Annotated in this window: 14 protein-coding genes; 6 read left to right on the top strand and 8 right to left on the bottom strand. The window is 62.4% G+C overall.

All coding sequences use genetic code 11. The features are described from left to right. Position 1: 1 nt before the first annotated feature. Together A7A77_RS01120 and A7A77_RS01125 are read right to left on the bottom strand one after the other, a co-directional pair. Positions 2 to 1,474 (bottom strand): aldehyde dehydrogenase family protein, encoded by a 1,473-nt coding sequence (locus tag A7A77_RS01120; protein WP_066552329.1) that lies wholly within the window; start codon positions 1,472 to 1,474, stop codon positions 2 to 4. A gap of 7 nt (positions 1,475 to 1,481) precedes the next feature. Beyond that, positions 1,482 to 2,816, bottom strand: a complete 1,335-nt coding sequence (locus tag A7A77_RS01125; RefSeq protein WP_066552331.1) for a D-serine ammonia-lyase — start codon at positions 2,814 to 2,816, stop codon at positions 1,482 to 1,484. Positions 2,817 to 3,112: 296 nt separating this feature from the next. On the opposite strand from A7A77_RS01125, the gene A7A77_RS01130 reads away from it, so the two are divergent. Together A7A77_RS01130 and A7A77_RS01135 are read left to right on the top strand one after the other, a co-directional pair. Then, complete coding sequence (locus A7A77_RS01130; RefSeq protein ID WP_082835807.1) at positions 3,113 to 5,476, top strand: TonB-dependent receptor; 2,364 nt, start codon at positions 3,113 to 3,115, stop codon at positions 5,474 to 5,476. Between the two features lie 121 nt (positions 5,477 to 5,597). Further along, positions 5,598 to 6,578 carry an alpha/beta fold hydrolase gene (locus tag A7A77_RS01135; RefSeq protein WP_066552335.1) on the top strand — a complete coding sequence of 327 codons (981 nt, stop codon included), beginning with the start codon at positions 5,598 to 5,600 and terminating at the stop codon, positions 6,576 to 6,578. A 20-nt stretch (positions 6,579 to 6,598) separates the two neighbouring features. Here A7A77_RS01135 and A7A77_RS01140 read toward each other — a convergent pair whose 3' ends face one another. The 6 genes from A7A77_RS01140 to A7A77_RS01165 form a co-directional block, all read right to left on the bottom strand. Then, complete coding sequence (locus tag A7A77_RS01140) at positions 6,599 to 7,216, bottom strand: trimeric intracellular cation channel family protein (RefSeq protein WP_066552336.1); 618 nt, start codon at positions 7,214 to 7,216, stop codon at positions 6,599 to 6,601. A 117-nt stretch (positions 7,217 to 7,333) separates the two neighbouring features. Next, positions 7,334 to 8,149, bottom strand: coding sequence for a hypothetical protein (locus A7A77_RS01145; RefSeq protein WP_066552337.1), 816 nt, complete (start codon positions 8,147 to 8,149; stop codon positions 7,334 to 7,336). Continuing rightward, entirely contained in the window at positions 8,143 to 10,641 is a 2,499-nt protein-coding gene (locus A7A77_RS01150; protein WP_066552339.1) for a TonB-dependent receptor, read from the bottom strand. Before A7A77_RS01150 ends, A7A77_RS01145 begins: the two co-directional genes overlap by 7 nt. A gap of 133 nt (positions 10,642 to 10,774) precedes the next feature. Then, the gene (locus tag A7A77_RS01155; protein WP_066552550.1) at positions 10,775 to 11,800 is read right to left on the bottom strand and encodes an endonuclease/exonuclease/phosphatase family protein; all 1,026 of its coding nucleotides are present in this window, start codon (positions 11,798 to 11,800) and stop codon (positions 10,775 to 10,777) included. Between the two features lie 175 nt (positions 11,801 to 11,975). Beyond that, the gene (locus A7A77_RS01160) at positions 11,976 to 13,151 is read right to left on the bottom strand and encodes a glycosyltransferase (RefSeq protein WP_066552341.1); all 1,176 of its coding nucleotides are present in this window, start codon (positions 13,149 to 13,151) and stop codon (positions 11,976 to 11,978) included. After that, positions 13,138 to 14,121: a hypothetical protein gene (locus A7A77_RS01165; protein WP_082835809.1), complete on the bottom strand. Its 984-nt coding sequence runs from the start codon at positions 14,119 to 14,121 to the stop codon at positions 13,138 to 13,140. The genes A7A77_RS01160 and A7A77_RS01165 overlap by 14 nt, the downstream gene beginning before the upstream one ends. A gap of 215 nt (positions 14,122 to 14,336) precedes the next feature. On the opposite strand from A7A77_RS01165, the gene A7A77_RS01170 reads away from it, so the two are divergent. From A7A77_RS01170 to A7A77_RS01185, 4 genes are read left to right on the top strand one after another with little or no spacing between them, the layout of a single operon-like run. Beyond that, entirely contained in the window at positions 14,337 to 15,128 is a 792-nt protein-coding gene (locus tag A7A77_RS01170) for a glycosyltransferase family 2 protein (protein ID WP_066552343.1), read from the top strand. After that, entirely contained in the window at positions 15,125 to 15,679 is a 555-nt protein-coding gene (locus A7A77_RS18120; protein ID WP_172799809.1) for a DUF2141 domain-containing protein, read from the top strand. Before A7A77_RS01170 ends, A7A77_RS18120 begins: the two co-directional genes overlap by 4 nt. Beyond that, entirely contained in the window at positions 15,679 to 17,328 is a 1,650-nt protein-coding gene (locus A7A77_RS01180) for a hypothetical protein (RefSeq protein ID WP_066552345.1), read from the top strand. Before A7A77_RS18120 ends, A7A77_RS01180 begins: the two co-directional genes overlap by 1 nt. Then, positions 17,325 to 17,711 carry a thiol-disulfide oxidoreductase DCC family protein gene (locus A7A77_RS01185; RefSeq protein WP_066552346.1) on the top strand — a complete coding sequence of 129 codons (387 nt, stop codon included), beginning with the start codon at positions 17,325 to 17,327 and terminating at the stop codon, positions 17,709 to 17,711. The genes A7A77_RS01180 and A7A77_RS01185 overlap by 4 nt, the downstream gene beginning before the upstream one ends. The last annotated feature ends 181 nt before the right edge of the window (positions 17,712 to 17,892 follow it).

Below are 17,892 nucleotides of genomic sequence, written 5' to 3' on the forward strand. Positions count from 1 at the left end.
CTTATAGTGTGTGCGGATAGTTATGAGGGCGTTCGCCGATCCGCAGGAATGTCGATTTGTATTCGACAAATTCATCCAGCGCCCTAAGCCCCAGTTCGCGACCCACGCCGCTGTTGCCGTACCCGCCGAACGGCATGTGCGGCGAAGTCTCGAAGTAGGTGTTGGCGTAGACGGTGCCGCTGCGCAGCCGTCGGGCTACCAGGTGCAGCGTGTCGATGTTCTTGCTCCAGACACCGTTGGCGAGGCCGTATTCGGTGTCGTTGGCCAGCGCGACCGCTTCATCCAGCGTTTCGAACGTGGTGACGGTGAGGACCGGGCCGAAGACTTCCTCGCGGAAGATACTCATGTCGGGCTTCACGTCGGTGACGACGGTTGTGCCGATGTAGAAACCGTTGGCGAGATCGCCTTCGGTCAACCGCGTACCGCCGATGGCGATCTTTGCGCCGTCTTCCTTCGCCCGTTCGATATGGCGCAAGACGCTTTCCAGATGGCCTTCGTGGATCAGCGCGCCCACATCGCCTTCCGGATCCATCGGATGACGGACGCGGACTTTCTCCGAGCGGCGGCAAAGTTCCTCGACGAAGCTTTCGGCGATAGACTTTTCGATGATCAGGCGCGCGCCCTGCGCGCATTCCTCGCCCATGTTGAGCAGGAGGCCGAACAGCACCCCGTCGACAGCCGCTTCGATATCGGCATCGGCAAACACGACGTTCGCGCCCTTGCCGCCCAGTTCCAGAGCGACGCGGCCGATCCGCTCACCCACCTTGGCGCCGATCTGGCTGCCAACCCGGGTCGAACCGGTGAATGAGACCAGTCGTACGCGCGGATCGCGCACCAGCGCTTCGCCGACGACGTCACCGGCGCCGGTCACCACGTTGATGACGCCATCGGGAATGCCGGCCTCTGCGGCGAGCTTTGCGACTTCAAGCGCAGTGCCTGACGTCAGTTCGGACGGCTTGATCACCGCCGAACAACCGGCTGCCAGCGCGAAAGGCAATTTCTGGAACAGGCAAACCATCGGGAAATTCCACGGCACGATCATGCCGACGACACCCAGCGGCTCCTGCGTCACGAGACCCAGCTTGTTTTCGCCAAGAGAGGTGATCGCATCGCCGCGCGAAGTCAGCCCCAGGCTGGCGGCAAAGCGGATCATGTCGATCGATCCGCCGATTTCGCCATGCGCATACTTGATCGGCTTGCCCGATTCGAGTGCCTCGATCGGGGCGAGCCGTTCGGCGTTCGCCTCGATCAGGTCGGCCCAACGGTTCAGGATCTTCGAACGGTCACCCGCCGGCATATCCGCCCAGGTCCGCGCTTCGAACACATCGCTGGCGGCCTTTACCGCGGCGGCCATGTCGTCGGCGGTGCCAGCGGCGAAAGCGGCGATCAGCTCGCCGTCTCCGGGGCTGCGACGTTCGATGAAGTCCGCTGCCGTGGTCTCAACACCGTCGATCCAGTGTCCGTACTTGCGCATGTTGCGTTTACTCCTGCGATGCGAGTTGCGAGGCGCCGCGGGCATGGAACTTGCGGTATTCCTCTTCGGGAACGAAGGACCCGCCCGTGGTCCAGAATATGTGTGTAACCTTGGCAGGATCGATGCCCCGATCAGCCATGTAGCCCGGCCCGTCCGCCTCGCTCATGCGCACGGGGCCAAGGAATGTCGCCGATGAGGAAGGCTCGATCTGAAGGCTGCTTTCCCGCTCAAGCCGGTAGAGCACGTCGAACAGTTCGTCGTCGGCAACGGTATAGAACCCGTCGGTCAGCTCTTTCGTCAGTTCGTAGACAAGCTCTGATGCCTGCGCGACGGCAAGGCCGTCGGCTTCGGTGCGATTGTCGAGGCCCCAGTCGTAAACCGATTCGGAGTGCGTGGAATTCATCCGGACGAGGAAGGCCGGAGAAGCCACCGGCTCTCCGAAGAAGCAGTGCACGGCATCGCCGTAGATGTGCTTCATGCCGACCGTGATGCCGCCGGGCGCACCGCCGACACCACAGGGCAGGTAAACGAAAACGGGATGCTCCGCATCGACCGTCACACCGGCATCGGTCAGCTGCTTTTCGATACGCAGCGCCGCAACCGCATAGCCAAGCAGAAGGTCCATAGAGTTTTCGTCGTCGACGAAGTGGGCCGAGGCGTCATTCTCCATCTCGTCACGCCCTGCCGCTACGGCCGCGGCATAGTCGCCTTCATGCTCGACGACATTGACCCCGCGCTTGCGCAGGCGTTCCTTCTTCCATTCCTTCGCGTCGCTCGACATGTGAACGGTGGTCGAAAAACCCAGCGCCGAAGCCATCACGCCGATGCTGAGGCCGAGATTGCCGGTGCTGCCGACACCTACGCGATAGTTCGCGAAGATCGCACGCGCCTCATCGCTCAGCAGAGCTTCGGGCGAACCGCCCTCTGCCATCAGTCCGCTTGCAACACCCACCTGCTCTGCAAAGGCGAGCACTTCGTAGATGCCGCCGCGCGCCTTGATCGAACCGGCGACCGGCAGTGCGTGGTCCGTCTTTACGAAGGCCCGACCTTCGATCGCACACCCCGCGACCGCGCCCGGATCGGCAAGCGGTATCAACGCCGATTCGATAATGCCGCCAGAACCCGCAAGTTCGGGAAACAGCCGGACGAGCGCAGGCGCCCACCTGCGCAAGCGGCTGTCAGCGGCCCGAATATCGGAAAGCCCCACGGAGATGGCAGCAAGTGCATCGCGAGCGGGAACTTCATGTGCCACCGACAGGAAGGTCGGGACCGCCGATCGGATCGCATCGATGGCAGACTTTCCGGAGCCGGACCGAGTGGCGGATTGGTCGAGTTTCGTCATGTGTAATCGATTATGTGAAAACGCAGCCTCATGCAAGTCATGAGTGTCAAAAGTGTCACGCTATCCGTCATCAGCGCCACCGGCACAGCCAAGGCTGTGATCATTTTAAGACGTATATTCAATATCTTATAGCGCATATATGGCAGTTTGACGAATTTTTGACCGATCTGTTGACGGAAATCGCTCCTTCATATACCAACTTAAAAAGCGTAATCGATTACGCGAAAGTACGGCCGGAAAATTGAATCGCCGGCTACCGTGACCGACAGGGACGGAAACAAGGAAGGGGTGACAACATGAGCAACGAAACTTTCTCGACGCACCGCAGCTCCAGTTTGTTCTGGAAATTTGCAGCTTCGTCAGCGGCATGCTGTGCCGCGCTCGTGGCACCGGCCATTGCGCATGCACAAGACGATGCGCAGGACACTGCGTCGGCCGAAGCCGGATACGACACCGGCAACGACATCGTGGTGACGGCAAACCGCCGCGCCGAATCGATCCAGAAGGTCGGCATCTCGGTTTCGGCCGTGTCTTCCGCCGCGCTTGCCAACGTCAACGTGCAGCGCCCCGAAGATCTTGCCAAGCTGGTCCCCGGCCTTGCCGCGGTTCCTAACGCAGGTTCGGCGGTTTCGTCGTTCGCCATCCGCGGTGTCAGCCAGCCTGACGCGGCCGAGCACCAGGAACAGCCGATCGCCATTTACCAGGACGGCGTCTATGTCGCCAACGGCGCGGCAGCCGGTTTTCCGGTGTTCGACATCCAGCGCGCCGAAGTTCTGCGCGGCCCGCAGGGCACGCTGTTCGGTCGCAACGCAACCGGCGGTCTGATCCAGTTCCTTTCGAACAAGCCGGAAGCAGGCACTTCGGGTGAAATCGAAGGTTCGATCGGCTCCTACGACCTCCGCTCGGTCCAGGGTTTCGTGAACCTGGGCAACGACACGATCGCCGGACGCCTTGCGTTCTACCACCTCGAATCCGACGGCTATGTGAAGAATACCGAAGGGCCGAGCCTGCTTTCGCGCAACATCGACGCGCTTCGCGGCCAGATCGAGTTCAATCCGGCAGAGGGCAGCACGCTCACCCTGCGCCTCGAAGGTTTCGACCAGATCGGCACCGCAGATGCGGGCCTGAATACGCCGACTTATGTGCCGGAAGGTGCGTCAGTTCCCACCTATCTGCCGGAAAATCTAGATTTCTACGGCACCGGTGCAGGCAAGGACTACTACGGCTATCGCGATCCTAACAACGATCCCTACACCCGTTCGGTCGACGATCCGGGCGTGATCGAAAAGAAGGCACGTACGGCCGCACTTTCCTATGACCAGGAAGTCGGCGACCTGATGCTCCACAGCATTACCGCCTATTCCCACTACTTCGTGAACTACCGCGAAGACACCGACTCGACCCCGCTGGTCCAGACAATCTACGGCGACAGCGGCAAGTCCAACCAGTTCAGCCAGGAACTGCGCCTGCAGCAGGACAATGGCGATCTGCGGTGGACCTCGGGCGTCTACTATTTCAACATCGACGGCGACTATACCGTCTTCTATGACCTGCCCAGCTTCTGCTTGCCCAGCGACACGGAAAGTTGCCAGGTCGCAGACTTCGGCCCGGCGCCCGGCCTTCCGCTCGACGCCGACACGCCCGCCGGTGCCCGCAGCGGTTCGGCATACAGCCTGCGCACCCGTTCGGTCGCGATCTTCGCACAGGGCGAATACAGCCTGACCGACCGCCTGAGCCTGACGCTCGGCGCGCGCTACACCTGGGACTCGCAGCGCTTCAACTACAGCGTTGCCTGCACCGAAACGCGCGACGACGCCTGCCTCAACCTGTTCGGTTACGACGGCGGCGAAAACAAGGCGTCGACGCTCGGCCAGTTCTCGCTCAAACAGAGCACTTCGGACTGGACGGGCAAGGTCGGCCTGAACTTCCAGGCGACCCCCGACGTGCTGGTCTATGCCAGCGCGAGCAAGGGCCTGAAGGGCGGCGGGTTTGTAGCCGCGCCTGACGGTGCAACCACGCTCGACGCGATCAGCTTCAAGCCGGAAAAGATCTACGCTTACGAAGCCGGTGTGAAGACCCAGTTGTTCGATCGCATGATGACGCTGAACATCGGCGGTTATTACTACGACTACCACGACTACCAGACGTTCTTCTTCTCGGGCGTCACGGCGGCGATCTTCAACCGTCCGGCGACCAACAAGGGCTTTGAAGTCGAAAGCACGATCCGTCCCTGGGAAGGTGGCTCGATCAACCTGAACGTCGGTTACACCGACTTCACGGTCGACGACATTTCGGTTGGCGACGACCTCAAGACCCAGCGTCCGATCAACGCTCCGAAGTGGACCGGCGGCTGGGGCTTCGCCCAGAGCGTTCACCTGAACGACAACGTCAAGCTGTCGGCCAGCTACAACGGTCGCTACACCGGTGGTCGCTACTTCAACATCGTGAACAGCCCGATCGTCTATGAAGGCGGCTTCACGGTGCACGATGCCAGCGTCCGCGTCGACCTGATGGATAGCTACTGGATTGCCGGTTACGTGACCAACTTCACCGATAAGGCCTATGCGACCGCACGGTTTGACCAGACCTTCAACAGCTACGGTCTCGCCCACTACGGCGAACCCCGTACCTTCGGTGTGCGTGTAGGCGCGCGCTTCTGATCTACCCCGCCTGGCTGCCCTATCTCCCTCGAGGGACAGCCGCCGGCCCGGCACTTTCCACACACGTGGGAAGTGCCGGGCTTCTTTTTTATGAGGGCACGGAACCGGAAGGGACACGGGCATGACGGCAATCCACCAGCGCGTTCGGAAACTCTCTACCGGTGTGGCCATGGGCTATCTCGAGGCGGGGCCGGAAACAGGCCGACCCGTCGTCCTGCTTCACGGCTTCACGGACTCCGGCTTTGCCTGGGCGCCGGTGATGCGGCAGATCGCATCGCTTGATCCCAGCCTCAGGCTATTCGCCCTGCACCAACGCGGCGCGCTGGGCACCGCCCTTCCCGATTGCGATACTTGCCGCCAGCAGCCCTCGCACTGCATTACCAATGCAGAGCATGTCGAGGATGTCATCGCATTCCTTATCGAGATGGATCTCGGCCCGACGTTACTTGTCGGACACTCCATGGGCAGCATGGTTGCGCGCGGTGTGGCGCTGGCCCGCCCGGATCTGGTCGACAAGCTGGTTCTTGTCGCAACGCCCGGCCCTCGTCCGGCGGGGCGCATCGGGCTTGCCGGAATCACCGCCTTCCATCCCGACGATGACATCGCCGATAGCGAACCTGTAAAATCATTCCGCGCCATTGCGCAGACCCGCGGCATCGTATGGCCGCAAGGCGCATTCGACCTCAGCCCGATCGACCTCGACCCCTTTGCCGTGCATCGCCTTCTGGAAGGCTGGGTCGCCTCTACCCTTGCCGATCCGGCTGTGCTTCGCGAAACTGCGGAACGCACCGCGCGCGTCCCCCTGAAATACTGGGGTATCGATCGCACCCCGGTGGATGGACCGGCAGAGCACCTTGAGGACCTGCGCGTTCCGACACTGGCCATCTGGGGCGTTCAGGACACGCTGATGACCGAGGAGATGCAAAAGGATCTTTGCGCGGCGCTGGACGCGGCATCACATCGCAACAGCGCGATGCACTATACGTGGAAACAGTACGGCAGCATCGCCTGCTCGCCCGGCGAGCCGCAGACGGATTTCGGGCACGAACTTGTCGCCGAGGCACCTAACGAGCTGGCACGGGACATCGTCTCGTTCCTTTAGGACAGCAGCCGATCTGACCGTCAGTGCCCGCGATGCAATGGCAGGGCGATACGCCAGCGGATAGCAATCCCGCGCAAGACAAAGCCGCAACCAACGCCGATAAACGATGGCCATGGCGCGGGTAGCCCGATGCTGGTGCACGCGACAAACAGGATCGCGGCCACCAGTGCTGCCGTAACGTAAATCTCGTCTCTCAGCAGGATCGAGGGAACACCGGCGGTAATATCGCGAATGATCCCGCCTATGCAGGCAGTGGTGACACCTGCGGCAACCGCCGGGATCGGATTGATGCCGTACTGCAGCGCCTTTGCCGCGCCGTAGACCGAGAAAGCGGCCAACCCGCCGGCATCGAGCCATTCCAGCGTGCGATCGGGCCACCACCGCAGCGGCACGGCCCAGACGAGGACGGCAACGATTGTGCACAGGATGACCGGTGTGGGATCGAACATCCAGAATACCGGTGCGCCGATCAGAATGTCGCGCAGCGTTCCGCCTCCCGTCGCCGTGATCAGCGCAAAGAACCACGCCGCCACGAAATCGAGCCGCTTGCGAGCCGCAGCCAAAGCGCCGGATGCGGCAAAGACCGAGATGCCGACGACATTGATCCAGACCACGAGATTGACGAACGAAAGCTGCATGGTTGCCCAATAGCCTCGCAATTCCCGCCCGTCACCACGACAACCGCATCTTTGCGCCGCGACTCTGCACCCTGATCGGTCGGCAGCAAAAGTGACGCGGCAAGCGCAACGACTGGACTATCGAGACATCCCCACAACGGCTTGCGGCAGCTTGCCGGAATGCAAAGTCCGCTGCTTGCGATCGATGAACCAGATCTTGTCGGGGTGCAGCGGATCAATGTCGATCGCCTGACCGCGCGATGCGATGGAATAAGTGCCGACATGGCGCAGAACACCGCCCGCCACGGGAAGGGTCACGGCATAGAGTTCGGGCCGGTCGTGGCCGCTCAGATACAGGACGCCGTCATCGCCCCAGCTTCCGCCGGACACGCTGCTGGGCGCAAGCCGTTCGAGAACGCTGTCGGGCATGCCCCACATGCGGTCGATCCGGAAATCGTCGTCCATCCGCGCAAGAAACGTGTCGCGGTGGTTGCGCCCGACAGGCGTGCCGCGATCGTCGTAGTTGACGAAAACCGCCCACCACGCTCCATCGTGACGGTCCATCACGGTCAGCGAACCGGGCTGCCCGCCAAGGCTTACCGAAGACTTGTGCGTCAGTGTCGCAAGATCGAATATCTCCACCGTGCCAAGCTGCGGCAGGGCGGGATAGTTCGACGCTGCACAGACCAGCTCTTCACCGACGACCGTGCAGCTGTTGAGATGGGGAAACAGCTCCGGATCGCCGCGCCATTCGCCGGTCACCGCCTGATCGGAAAGGCGGATGCGGGTGATGACATTGTTGTCGATCGCATAGACGTTTTCGCCATCCGAAGCGACGCCCTGATCCGCCGCATCGGCATGGATCGTGAGGGTCACGGGGATATCCTCTGCCGCGCCCGGAACCGGTCCGAACGCGGCGAGAATGGCGGCAAGGGCTGCAACGGGCCTTACCACTGGAACGATGCCCCGGCCCAGAACACGCGGCCGTAACGTTCGCGCTGGATCACCCAGTCGCGGTTGTAACCCTGATACTGGCGGGTCGGCTCGTCGGTCAGGTTCTGTCCCTGCGCAAAGACGGTGAAGTGATCGCCCATGGCCAGCGAAATCTTGGCGTCCAGCCGCCGCAGGTTGTCGTTGAACTGGTCGTCGATCGGATCGCCGGCAACGCCGATCAACGCGCGGCCGGTGTGATGGTAGGCCAGCGATGCCTCCACCGGGCCGTACTGGTAGAACAGCTGCGCACCCCAGAGCAGTTCGGACTGTTCGGGGAACTGCGTGCTGTCACGCCCCGGAACGCGAAGCAGGCCGTCCGTCACGGTGACATTGGCTGCCGCGCCCAGCCCCGACAGGGCACCGGGCAGGAACGTGAACTGCTGCTGCCACGCCAGTTCCAGACCGACGATCTCGCCGCTGCTGGCGTTTGCGGGCTGGTTCACCGTCAGCGTGTCGTAAGTCACACCGTTGAACGTGGCATCGCTGATTTCGGTGCTGCTGCCGAAGATCGGGTTGTCGATCCACTTGGCAAAGACGCCCGCCGAAAGCAGGCCGCCGCGCGCGAAGTAGTATTCGAACGTCATGTCCAGCGATTCGGCGCGATAGGGCTTGAGGTTCGGGTTGCCGACCGACAGGATCTCGTCTTCGGCATCGAACGAGCCGCCGGGCTGAAGGCTGGAATAGGCAGGCCGCCCGACACTGCGCGAATAGGCAAGCCGTACGGTCACGTCGTCGGACGGCTTGATGCGCAGAATCGCGGTGGGCAGCACGTCAGTATAGTCGTTGCTGTCGGTCACTTCGACGAAAGTGCCGTCACTGTCGACATAGCCGGTGATGTCGAGCTTCGTATGCTCGACCCGCACACCCGCCGTCAGCGCGACGCTTTCCGAAAAGGCGAAGTCGGCCATCGCGTAGGCGGCGTAGACATCTTCCTCCAGCGAGAAGTCGGCATCGTCCGGCCCGATTTGCGAACCGTTCTGCACGAACAGCGGGCCCGACAGGTTGGCTTCGGTAAAGGCGCGGATCAGGTCCGCATCGATGACCGGCGCGATCACGTAGCCATGGTCGGCATCGGGATAGACCGTGACATTGTCGCCGGAAAGTCCGTCAAGCGTGAAGCGATCCGGCGCTGCGTTGCGCGTGTAGCTCAGCGATTCGTCGATGAACGACTTGTCGGCCAACCGCGCATTCACGCCCAGCTTGGCAAAGCCCCAATCGCCATCGTAGCGAAGGTCGCTGCGGAACTGCCAGATGTCTTCCTCACCGAACTCGTCCTGTACGGCATAGCTGCGGAAACCCATGTCGGCGGGTTCCAGCGGGCCGTTCACCGGTGTCACCGTGTAGAGCAGGTCGGTGAAATCGAACGTCACGTCGCCCGGATTGCCGCGGAATTGCCAGACTTCGTTCGGCTCAATCACCTCGTTATGGGTACGCGCACCGCCATAAGCCAGCGTCCAGTCGCCGAACGTCGTTTCGCCGCCAAGCATGCCGGTCAGTACCGACTTTTCCTTGTATTCCAGGCGCAAGTCGGAACGCTGCTCGGTATCGTCCGAGATGCCGGTCACGCCGTTGGCATCGAACACGGCCCCGTCTGAAAAATCGAGCCGGAAACGCTGGCGATATTCGTCTTCGGTAAAGCGCGAATAGAACCCGCGCAGGTAAAGCTCGGTATTGCCGGTGCGGAAATCGAGCGAGCCCGACAGGCCGATCCGCTCTCGCGAGAGGCTGTAATCGGTATACTTGATGTTCGTCGGCATGCCGCCGCGCGCTGCTTCCTCAACCGGGAACCAGTCATCGGGATAGAGGCCGTTGCTGGTAAAGGTACGGTCGGAATAGCTGCCGCCGATGAGGATGGCGAACTGTTCGTCATCGCCGAACCGGCCGCCGACGCTGATGTCGGCCTGAACCGGATGGTCATCCTTGTTCAGCTGCTGAAAGCCCACTTGCGCGCTGCCCGACAGGACAAATGGCTCGGCAAAGTCGAATGCCGTCTGCGGCACGAGGTTGACGGTGCCGCCGATGCCCTGCCCGGACAGATCGGGCGTACGCACTTTCGTCACTTCGACGCGGCTGAGCAACTGGCCGGAAATGATGTCGAGCGGCAGGGCACGCGTGCCGCCATCGGGGTTGCCGATCTCGAACCCGTTCAGCGTGTATCCGTTGAGATCCGACGGTATGCCGCGGATCGCGACATAGCGGCCCTCACCCTGATCGTACTGAACGCCCACGCCGGGCAGGCGTTCGATCACTTCGGCGACGTTGCGGTCTGGCAAACGGCCGATCTCGTCGGCAGAGGCGACATCGACGATGCCGAGTGCGTCGCGCTTTTCATCGATTGCGCGGATCTGCTGGGCGCGCTGACCGCTGACGACGATCTCGTCAGCATGGGCCACAGTGCCGGTCATGCAGGCAATCGCGGCGAGAGAACTGACGAGCTTGTATTCGTACTTCATGAAAGACCCCCATTTGTTTGTGGGGGCAACTAGGGCGGCTCCGTTGCATGGCGATGGCGGATCGAAGAATCTGAAATGACAGTTGCCTGCGGTTCGTCACACAGATGTCAGAGTTATACCTGCCCCGTGGTGCTCAGCTTGCGCCGCCCATGCGTTTGAAGGCGATGGAATAGCCGAAATGGTCGGACAGTGGCTCGCCGTCCGCCTCCGATCCGAACGGAATGTCGGCGGCGACCGCGCGGTATTCCGCGCCGCTACCCTGAAATACATAGTGCATGTCGCGCGCGCGTTCGACGACATGGCGCGCATCGCCGGATTTCGGCCCGTCCACCACACCTTGCCGAAGGAGGTTTCGCAAGGCATCGACCGGCTGCCCGCCGCCGTTGAGGCCCGCCAGCACCGGCGGCAGCAGCGCCAGTCGCTCCGGCCTCTGGCCAAGGTTGAAATCACCGGCAAGGATCAGCGGCTCCGCACGGTCCCAATGGGTATCGAGAAACGAACCGAGGAAGGCGACCTGCCTGCCATAGGCCTGCGTCGTTTCCACTTCCGGAGCCATCGATGCGCCCTTGCTGTTCAGGTGCGTGGTCGCGATCGCGACAGTGCCCTTCCCCGGAACGCGAACCCGAACGAGTATCACGCCCTTGGCTGCAAGGCAGTCGTATCCGGCGCAGGCATCTTCGGGAAACGCAGCGCGGCTGACCTGTTCGATCGGCAGGTCGCTTAGGATCATCAGACCGCTGTCGATCTGCTTGCCCTGCGTTTCGCCGATCATCCAGTTACGGTCTATCGTTCCGGCAGGGGGCGTGACATGATCTTCGCCCACCACCTGATAACGATAGCCAGCGCGATCGCCGATAGCTTTCGCGTCGGGCGTGAACGCTTCCTGCAGGACGACGATGGACGGCTGGGTCCCGCGCTGCCGCATCCATGCAAGGCGGTCACCGATACGTGCGAGAGCCTGTGGGCGGCCACTCGCGACCGGCCAGGGCAAGCCCTTCACGTTATAGGTTAGAACAGTAAAATCCGCCTCATTCGCACCGATCGTTCCGGCCTGCGCTGATGGCAGCGCCGGCTGTGGCTGGGCCAGCGAGACCCCTGCGAAAATCAGCGATCCGGCGCCCAGCAAGGCGAGACGCGGCTTTTGAGCCAGAATGCGCATCGATGCCCCCACGAATGCGTTGCTTTCCTACGCAGGTGATGCGGCGGAAAAGCTGCAGTTTCGCGCGATTTCGGCGGCAGCGGCATTGCAGGCGTCGATTGTCTGTCAACGCGGCGCAATACTGGTGTCACGCGGTGGCCATGATTGGTTTGACAACCAGTGGCAGAGGCGCGTGTCAGGCAGCGTGGCGCTGGCGGCATCGTGTTTCGTAGAGCGCGAACAGCTCTTCGAAATGACGGTCCATCGTGCGCACGTCTTCTGCGGCCCGTGCCGATCGCACGCGCGTCGGTTCGAGGAGGCCCCGATCCAGCACCTTGCGCAACCTTCGCGTCAGGGCTGCGCGATTGCCGGATTTGTAGCTCCAGCCCACGCCACCTGCCGCCTGGTCCGTCATGCCGCCGCGATCGGGCACGATCATCGGCAGGCCGCTGGCTCGCGCCTCCGCACCGACCATACCGAAGCTCTCACTCTCGCTACCGTGCACCATGCAATCCGCGCTTGCCAGCAGGCGCGCCATTGCCGCACGGTCGCGCGTGGGCCGCAGCAGGCGGATGTGCGGATTGCCCGCGATCGCCTTTTCGATACGCGGGGTATCGCGCCCCTCGCCGATGATGACCATGCCGACATCGTGGCCATAGCCGACCGCGGTCACCGCCTCGACAATCATCGGCCAGCGTTTTTCCGGCGAATGGCGGCCCACGCCCACGAACAGCGTCGCGTCTTCACCCAGCCCGCAATCGGCCAGCATTTCCGCGCGGAACGCCATGTCGCGCAATTGCGGAGAGAACACGCCGGGCTCCACGCCCATCGGCTGGATCACCACGTTGGGTACGCCGCCGTCCGCCGTGCGCGTCGCAAGTTCGTTGTTCGCGCAGACGATGAAATCGTATTGCGATCCCAGCCTGCGGAGTCTGCGCCAGAACCAGTCGAACCCGCGATCGATCGATTGCTGGTCCATCACCTTGCCCAGCCAGCGATAGGGATAAGTGGCAAAGACATCGAGATGCATGATCAGCGCGCGCGGCGCGCGGCCCGGCCAGTTGGCAACCTTGTCCGCGCTGCTCCACGGCGTGCCGCATTCCACGAAATCGGGCGCAAGTGCATCCAGCGCCGCATGAAGCTGCGGCTCGCTGTGGAAATAGCGGTAGCGCGGATCGAGCGGGAATGTCGGGCTGGGCAAGGAACGAATCCACCCCGAAGGCGCGACCTGTTCCATCGTGTCGCTTTCGCCCGGAACCAACGCGACGAGTTCGTGCCCCATGCGACCGGCAGCCTGCAGCTTGCGGTCGATATAAGTCCTGACCCCGCCGCCGCGCGGCGCGTAGAACGCACTGACATCAACGATCCGCATCGTCGTTCCCTTCCTTTTCGACCAGCGCATAGATCGACGTACCGGCAGCCACGACCAGGTGCGCGACGAGCACAAGCCCTGCCACCAGCGCCATCAGGGCGCTGATCGTCGTTTCACCGCCGACGAAAAATATCGCGATGCTGGCAAAGACGATTTCCTTGTTCGCCACGAACGGCAAGCGCGTGACAAGCTGGCGCAGCAGCGACAGCAGCACCCACCACAGCAAGGCGACTTGCGGCAGCGCAAGATGCCACATCAACGCCAGCACACCTATGCCCGCCACGATGCGCAGGGTATGCATGGCGAGCACGAAGACCAGCTCGTCCTTCGGCAGGCTGAGCACGCGGCGGCGCAGCGCGAGCACGAGGATCGAGCTGACCGCCATGAACAGCACCGAAAAGCCCAGAGTGCGCTGGCTGAGATCAAGATCGAGCCCGCTGGCAAGGCCGTAGAACAGCGGGAAACCGACAGCCATCATCAGCAGCGTGATCGCGTTGCCCGCCATCGCCGACAGGATGGCGACATCCTTGATCGCACCGAACGGGGCCGCGGTCAGCTGCCCATGGCGGCGCGCCCAGCTGTAGAAATAGACCTCACCCAGATAGCCGAGGATCAGTTCGTTGGAGACCTTCTTGCGCAGCAACGGAACGATGCCGTTTGCCGGCAATTTCCAAAGGCGACGGAAGATCAGCCACTCACTGGCGGGGCCGAGCAGGTAATAGACTACGAAAGCAAGCCAAAAGGCAGGCGACGAAGGCACGAGATCGGCAAGCGTGGCATAGTCAATGTCCCGCCACTGCGCCAGCGCGGCCACCAGAACCGCGATGGAGATGAGCGAACCCAACCACCGCGCCCAGTCGCGCCTTCCCCTCTTCACCAGTTCGTTTGCGCTCATCACCGGATCGCCTTTGGCGGCGAATGACGGCAGGACAGGCGCGGAACCAATCGGTTCCTGAGCAGTCGTTTTCACGGGTACGAGAACCTTTTACCCCTTCGATCCTGCCTAGCCCTTGGCTTGCTCTGATGACGGCATTGCGACTGCGTTACGGCGATGTTTCACTTTCCCCAATCTTATGTTTTGCCGGAAGTTACGCGACGAAGGCGGTTGTCACCGTTTGGTCCTGCAGTTGACGCAAACCGCTGCCATCAGGCGGCCTGTCAACACCGCAACGAACTGCAAGGGCCATGCGCTGGACTGTCGTCATACCTGTCTTCAACGAACGCGATTTCCTGCCTGCCACGCTGGATTCGCTGGCTCGGCAGACCACTTCATTCCAGCTGCTGATCGTCGACAATGGGTCGACCGATGGGTGCATGGATGACGCAAGGGAAATCGTCGCCCGCCAGGGGATGACTGCCCGGTTCCTGCATGAACCGATGCCGGGGCAAGTCCACGCATTGAAGCGTGGGATCGATCAGGCCGACAGCGAACTGATCGCGATCTGCGATGCCGACACTTACTATCCGCCGGATTATCTGCAACAGGCGGAAAGGCTGTTCGATGCAGGCGGCCAGACCTGCGTTGCGGCTGCCGCTCTTTTGCTGCCAGAACCCGGCAATCGCTGGCGCACCCAGCGTGCCATCTGGCACAAGTACGGCGCACTGCGCCTGATGCCGCGCCAGAACCACACCAGCGGCGCGGCGCAATGCTTCCGACTACAGGCGCTGCGCGCAGCAGGCGGATACGATCCGCAGATCTGGCCCTACGTCCTGAAAGATCACGAACTGATGCACCGCGTGCTGATGCTGGGCACACAGGCCTGCTCCAAAACCTTCTGGTGCGTGTCATCCGACCGCCGGACCAGTCGCCGCAACGTGCGTTGGACGCTGGCAGAGCGGTTGGCATACCACCTCATCCCGTTTTCCCGGAAGAGCTGGTTTTTCAGCGACTTCCTGGCCCCGCGTTTTGCCGCACGGGCCTTGGGAGACACGGTCCTGCGGCAGCGAGACTGGGAAGCCACGGAAGTCCCCACATGAACCAATTTCACAAACTGTCCGCCATTGCGCTGGTCACGGCCGGCCTTGTCGCCACTGCTGCCGATGCCGCGCCGCCCTACCCCGTGCCCCCGCGCGAGGAACGGGGCCGCGCCAATGCTGATTGCCGCAAGGGCGAAGCCGGCCCCGCCATCCGGATGGACGTAAAAGGCCTGAAGGACCGCACCGGGCAGCTGCAGGTCGAACTCTATCCACCCCATGACAAGGATTTCCTTGCCGCCGACAAGAAGCTGATCGCCGAGGGCAAACCGTTCAAGCGGGTGCGCTACAAGATACAGGCGAGCGGCGATCCGGTGGTATGCATCCGCGCGCCGGAGGCAGGCCGCTATGCCATCGTCGTCCTCCACGACCGCGACGGTAACGGCAAATTCGGTTATCTGCGCGACGGCGTTGCCTTTCCCGGCGATCCCGATGTCGTTCGATCAAAACCCAAGGCGGCTGCGGCCAGCGTGACAATCGCTGACCGGACGGTGCTGCGCGAAACCGTGACGATGCAATATCTGCGCGGTCTGGAATTCAAGCCGATACGATAATGGCCAGCATTGCCCGAACCGACGGCGGACCGGTTCCTGCCCATCAGGGCGAGGCTTCGGCCCGGCTGACGACGGCGCTGCTGGCGCTGTTCGCCAGCCTGCTGGGCTTCACCCTGCTGAAGCACGGAACCGATTTCATCGCGATCGAAAGGCCGGAACTGGTCTTTGCATGGGTGGCGGTGGTCGGCACCCTTGCCGCATCGTTTGCGCCCGCGCGCTACGACGTGCTGCCCCGCTTTGCCGTGCGGTGCCTGCGCGCAGGGGCAGTGTTCCTTGGGCTTTATATGGCGCTGGAGCCATTCGCCATTCCCTACGCGGCGCTCCCTGCCGATCATCCGGCAGTGGTGTTCCACAGCCATGCGCGCTGGATCGGGGTCGGGCTCGCATTTGCCGGTCTGCTGCGCCCCAGCTTCGTTTTTGCCGCAGCGATGCTGCTCTGGATGGTCAGGGAATTGCAGACGGGGCTGACCGGCTTCTATTTCTCCACGCTCGACATCCGTAACATTGCCGAAGTGCTGGCGTTCTGGGCAATCGGGTTCACGATCCTTGCTGCTGCTCGTCGAGTGAAGGCGATACACGGCGCCATCGGGCTTGACGGTGACGCGCTGAAGCTTGCCGCGCTGATGCTGTTTGCTGCGGGCGTCGGCGCGCATCTTGCCAATTACTTCTGGTCCGGACTTGCCAAGCTGGCGCTGGATGGCGGGATCTTTTCGTGGCTGCTGGACAATCGCCTTTACGATGGCATCCCCGGCGCGCTGGAAAAGGGGACCTTGCCGCTGGCCGGATTTCCGCTTGCCGTCCAATGGCTCGACACGGTTCTCCGGTTCGTTTCCATCCCTGCGAACATCGCCGCTTTCGCCGTCCAGATCTTCGCGCTTTTCGCGCCGCTCAAGCGCCGCTGGCTGATCATGGCGGTCGTGGGTTTCGACCTGTTCCACATCGCCGTCTGGTTCGCGCTCGGCCTGCTGTTCTGGAAATGGATTGCGCTTAACGCGATCCTGCTGGTCGCCCTGTCCGCGATCAGTGAGGATGAGTGGCGTCCGGCCGCACGCTATACCGCCGTGGCGTTCGTGATTGCCGGCATGGCCACGTTCCGCACCGCCAGCCTTGCGTGGTATGATACGCCCGGCTTTACCTCTCCGCATTTCGAAGCGGAGATGGCCGACGGTTCACGCATGGCCATCCCCAACGCCTACTTCCTGTCGTCATCCTATCAGGTGTCGCAGGGCAGGATCTGGTGGCCGGGCGGCGAAGGGCATTTCAACCCGTCGATCTGGGGGTCCGTCCTGAGCCACGAAGACCTTGTCGCCGGGCGCGAGTGCAAGGTGCCGCAACGCGCGATGCCCGCCGAAGAGGAATGGGGGCCGGCCGAAAACATCGGCCGCTTCGTGCAGGCCCATCACCGGCAAGTGGCGACCCGCCTCGACGATCGGGGGCGCTTCAACTACTACCTCGTCCCGCATCATCACGTGCCCAGCCCGTTCAAGGGCGATGCATTCTACACACGGGACAAGCGGCAGATCGTGCGTTACTGGTTCGTGGTCGAAAGCGTGTGTCTGTCGCTCGACAAAGGCGGGCTTGACCGGCGCGTACTGAAACGCACCGAACGCCCGGTCTATGACGTGAAGGCAGACAGGATCGTCTCATGAACGAACCCGTGACCATCGTTTACGACGGGGAATGCCCGTTCTGTTCCGCTTACGTGAAGATGCTGCGCCTGAAGCGCGCGGTCGGCAATGTCGAGATCGTGGACGCAAGATCGTCGCACCCTGCGGTTGCAACACTGGAAAGGCAGGGCTTCGATCTCGACGAAGGGATGGCCGTCGTCATCGGTGACCGGGTCCATCACGGCGCAGAGGCGGTTCACTGGCTTTCGACGATGAGCACCCCTTCGGCGACGTTGAACGGCCTTATGGCGCGACTGCTGCGCCACCAGCGCATGGCGCGGATCGCCTACCCCTTCCTGCGATCGGGCCGTAACGCAGCACTCGCCCTGATGGGCCGCAAACGTATCGCGCGCAGGAAAAATTGAACGAAACGCGACGCAGCGCGCAGATGGTAGTCCGTCAAATTCACATCGCCAGCGGCAACGGATTCATCTGATTTTCCCGTAGACGGGAAATCGCACCGATCTTCTCTCACTGCGCGAGCTGGAACCCGGCTTCGCGCAGCATCCCGATGATCTGTTCAGGCGTTTAGCTCATCCCACCATG

Origin of the sequence: Croceicoccus bisphenolivorans, assembly GCF_001634625.1 — a bacterium.
In the GTDB taxonomy this organism is placed as follows: Bacteria; Pseudomonadota; Alphaproteobacteria; order Sphingomonadales; family Sphingomonadaceae; genus Croceicoccus; species Croceicoccus bisphenolivorans.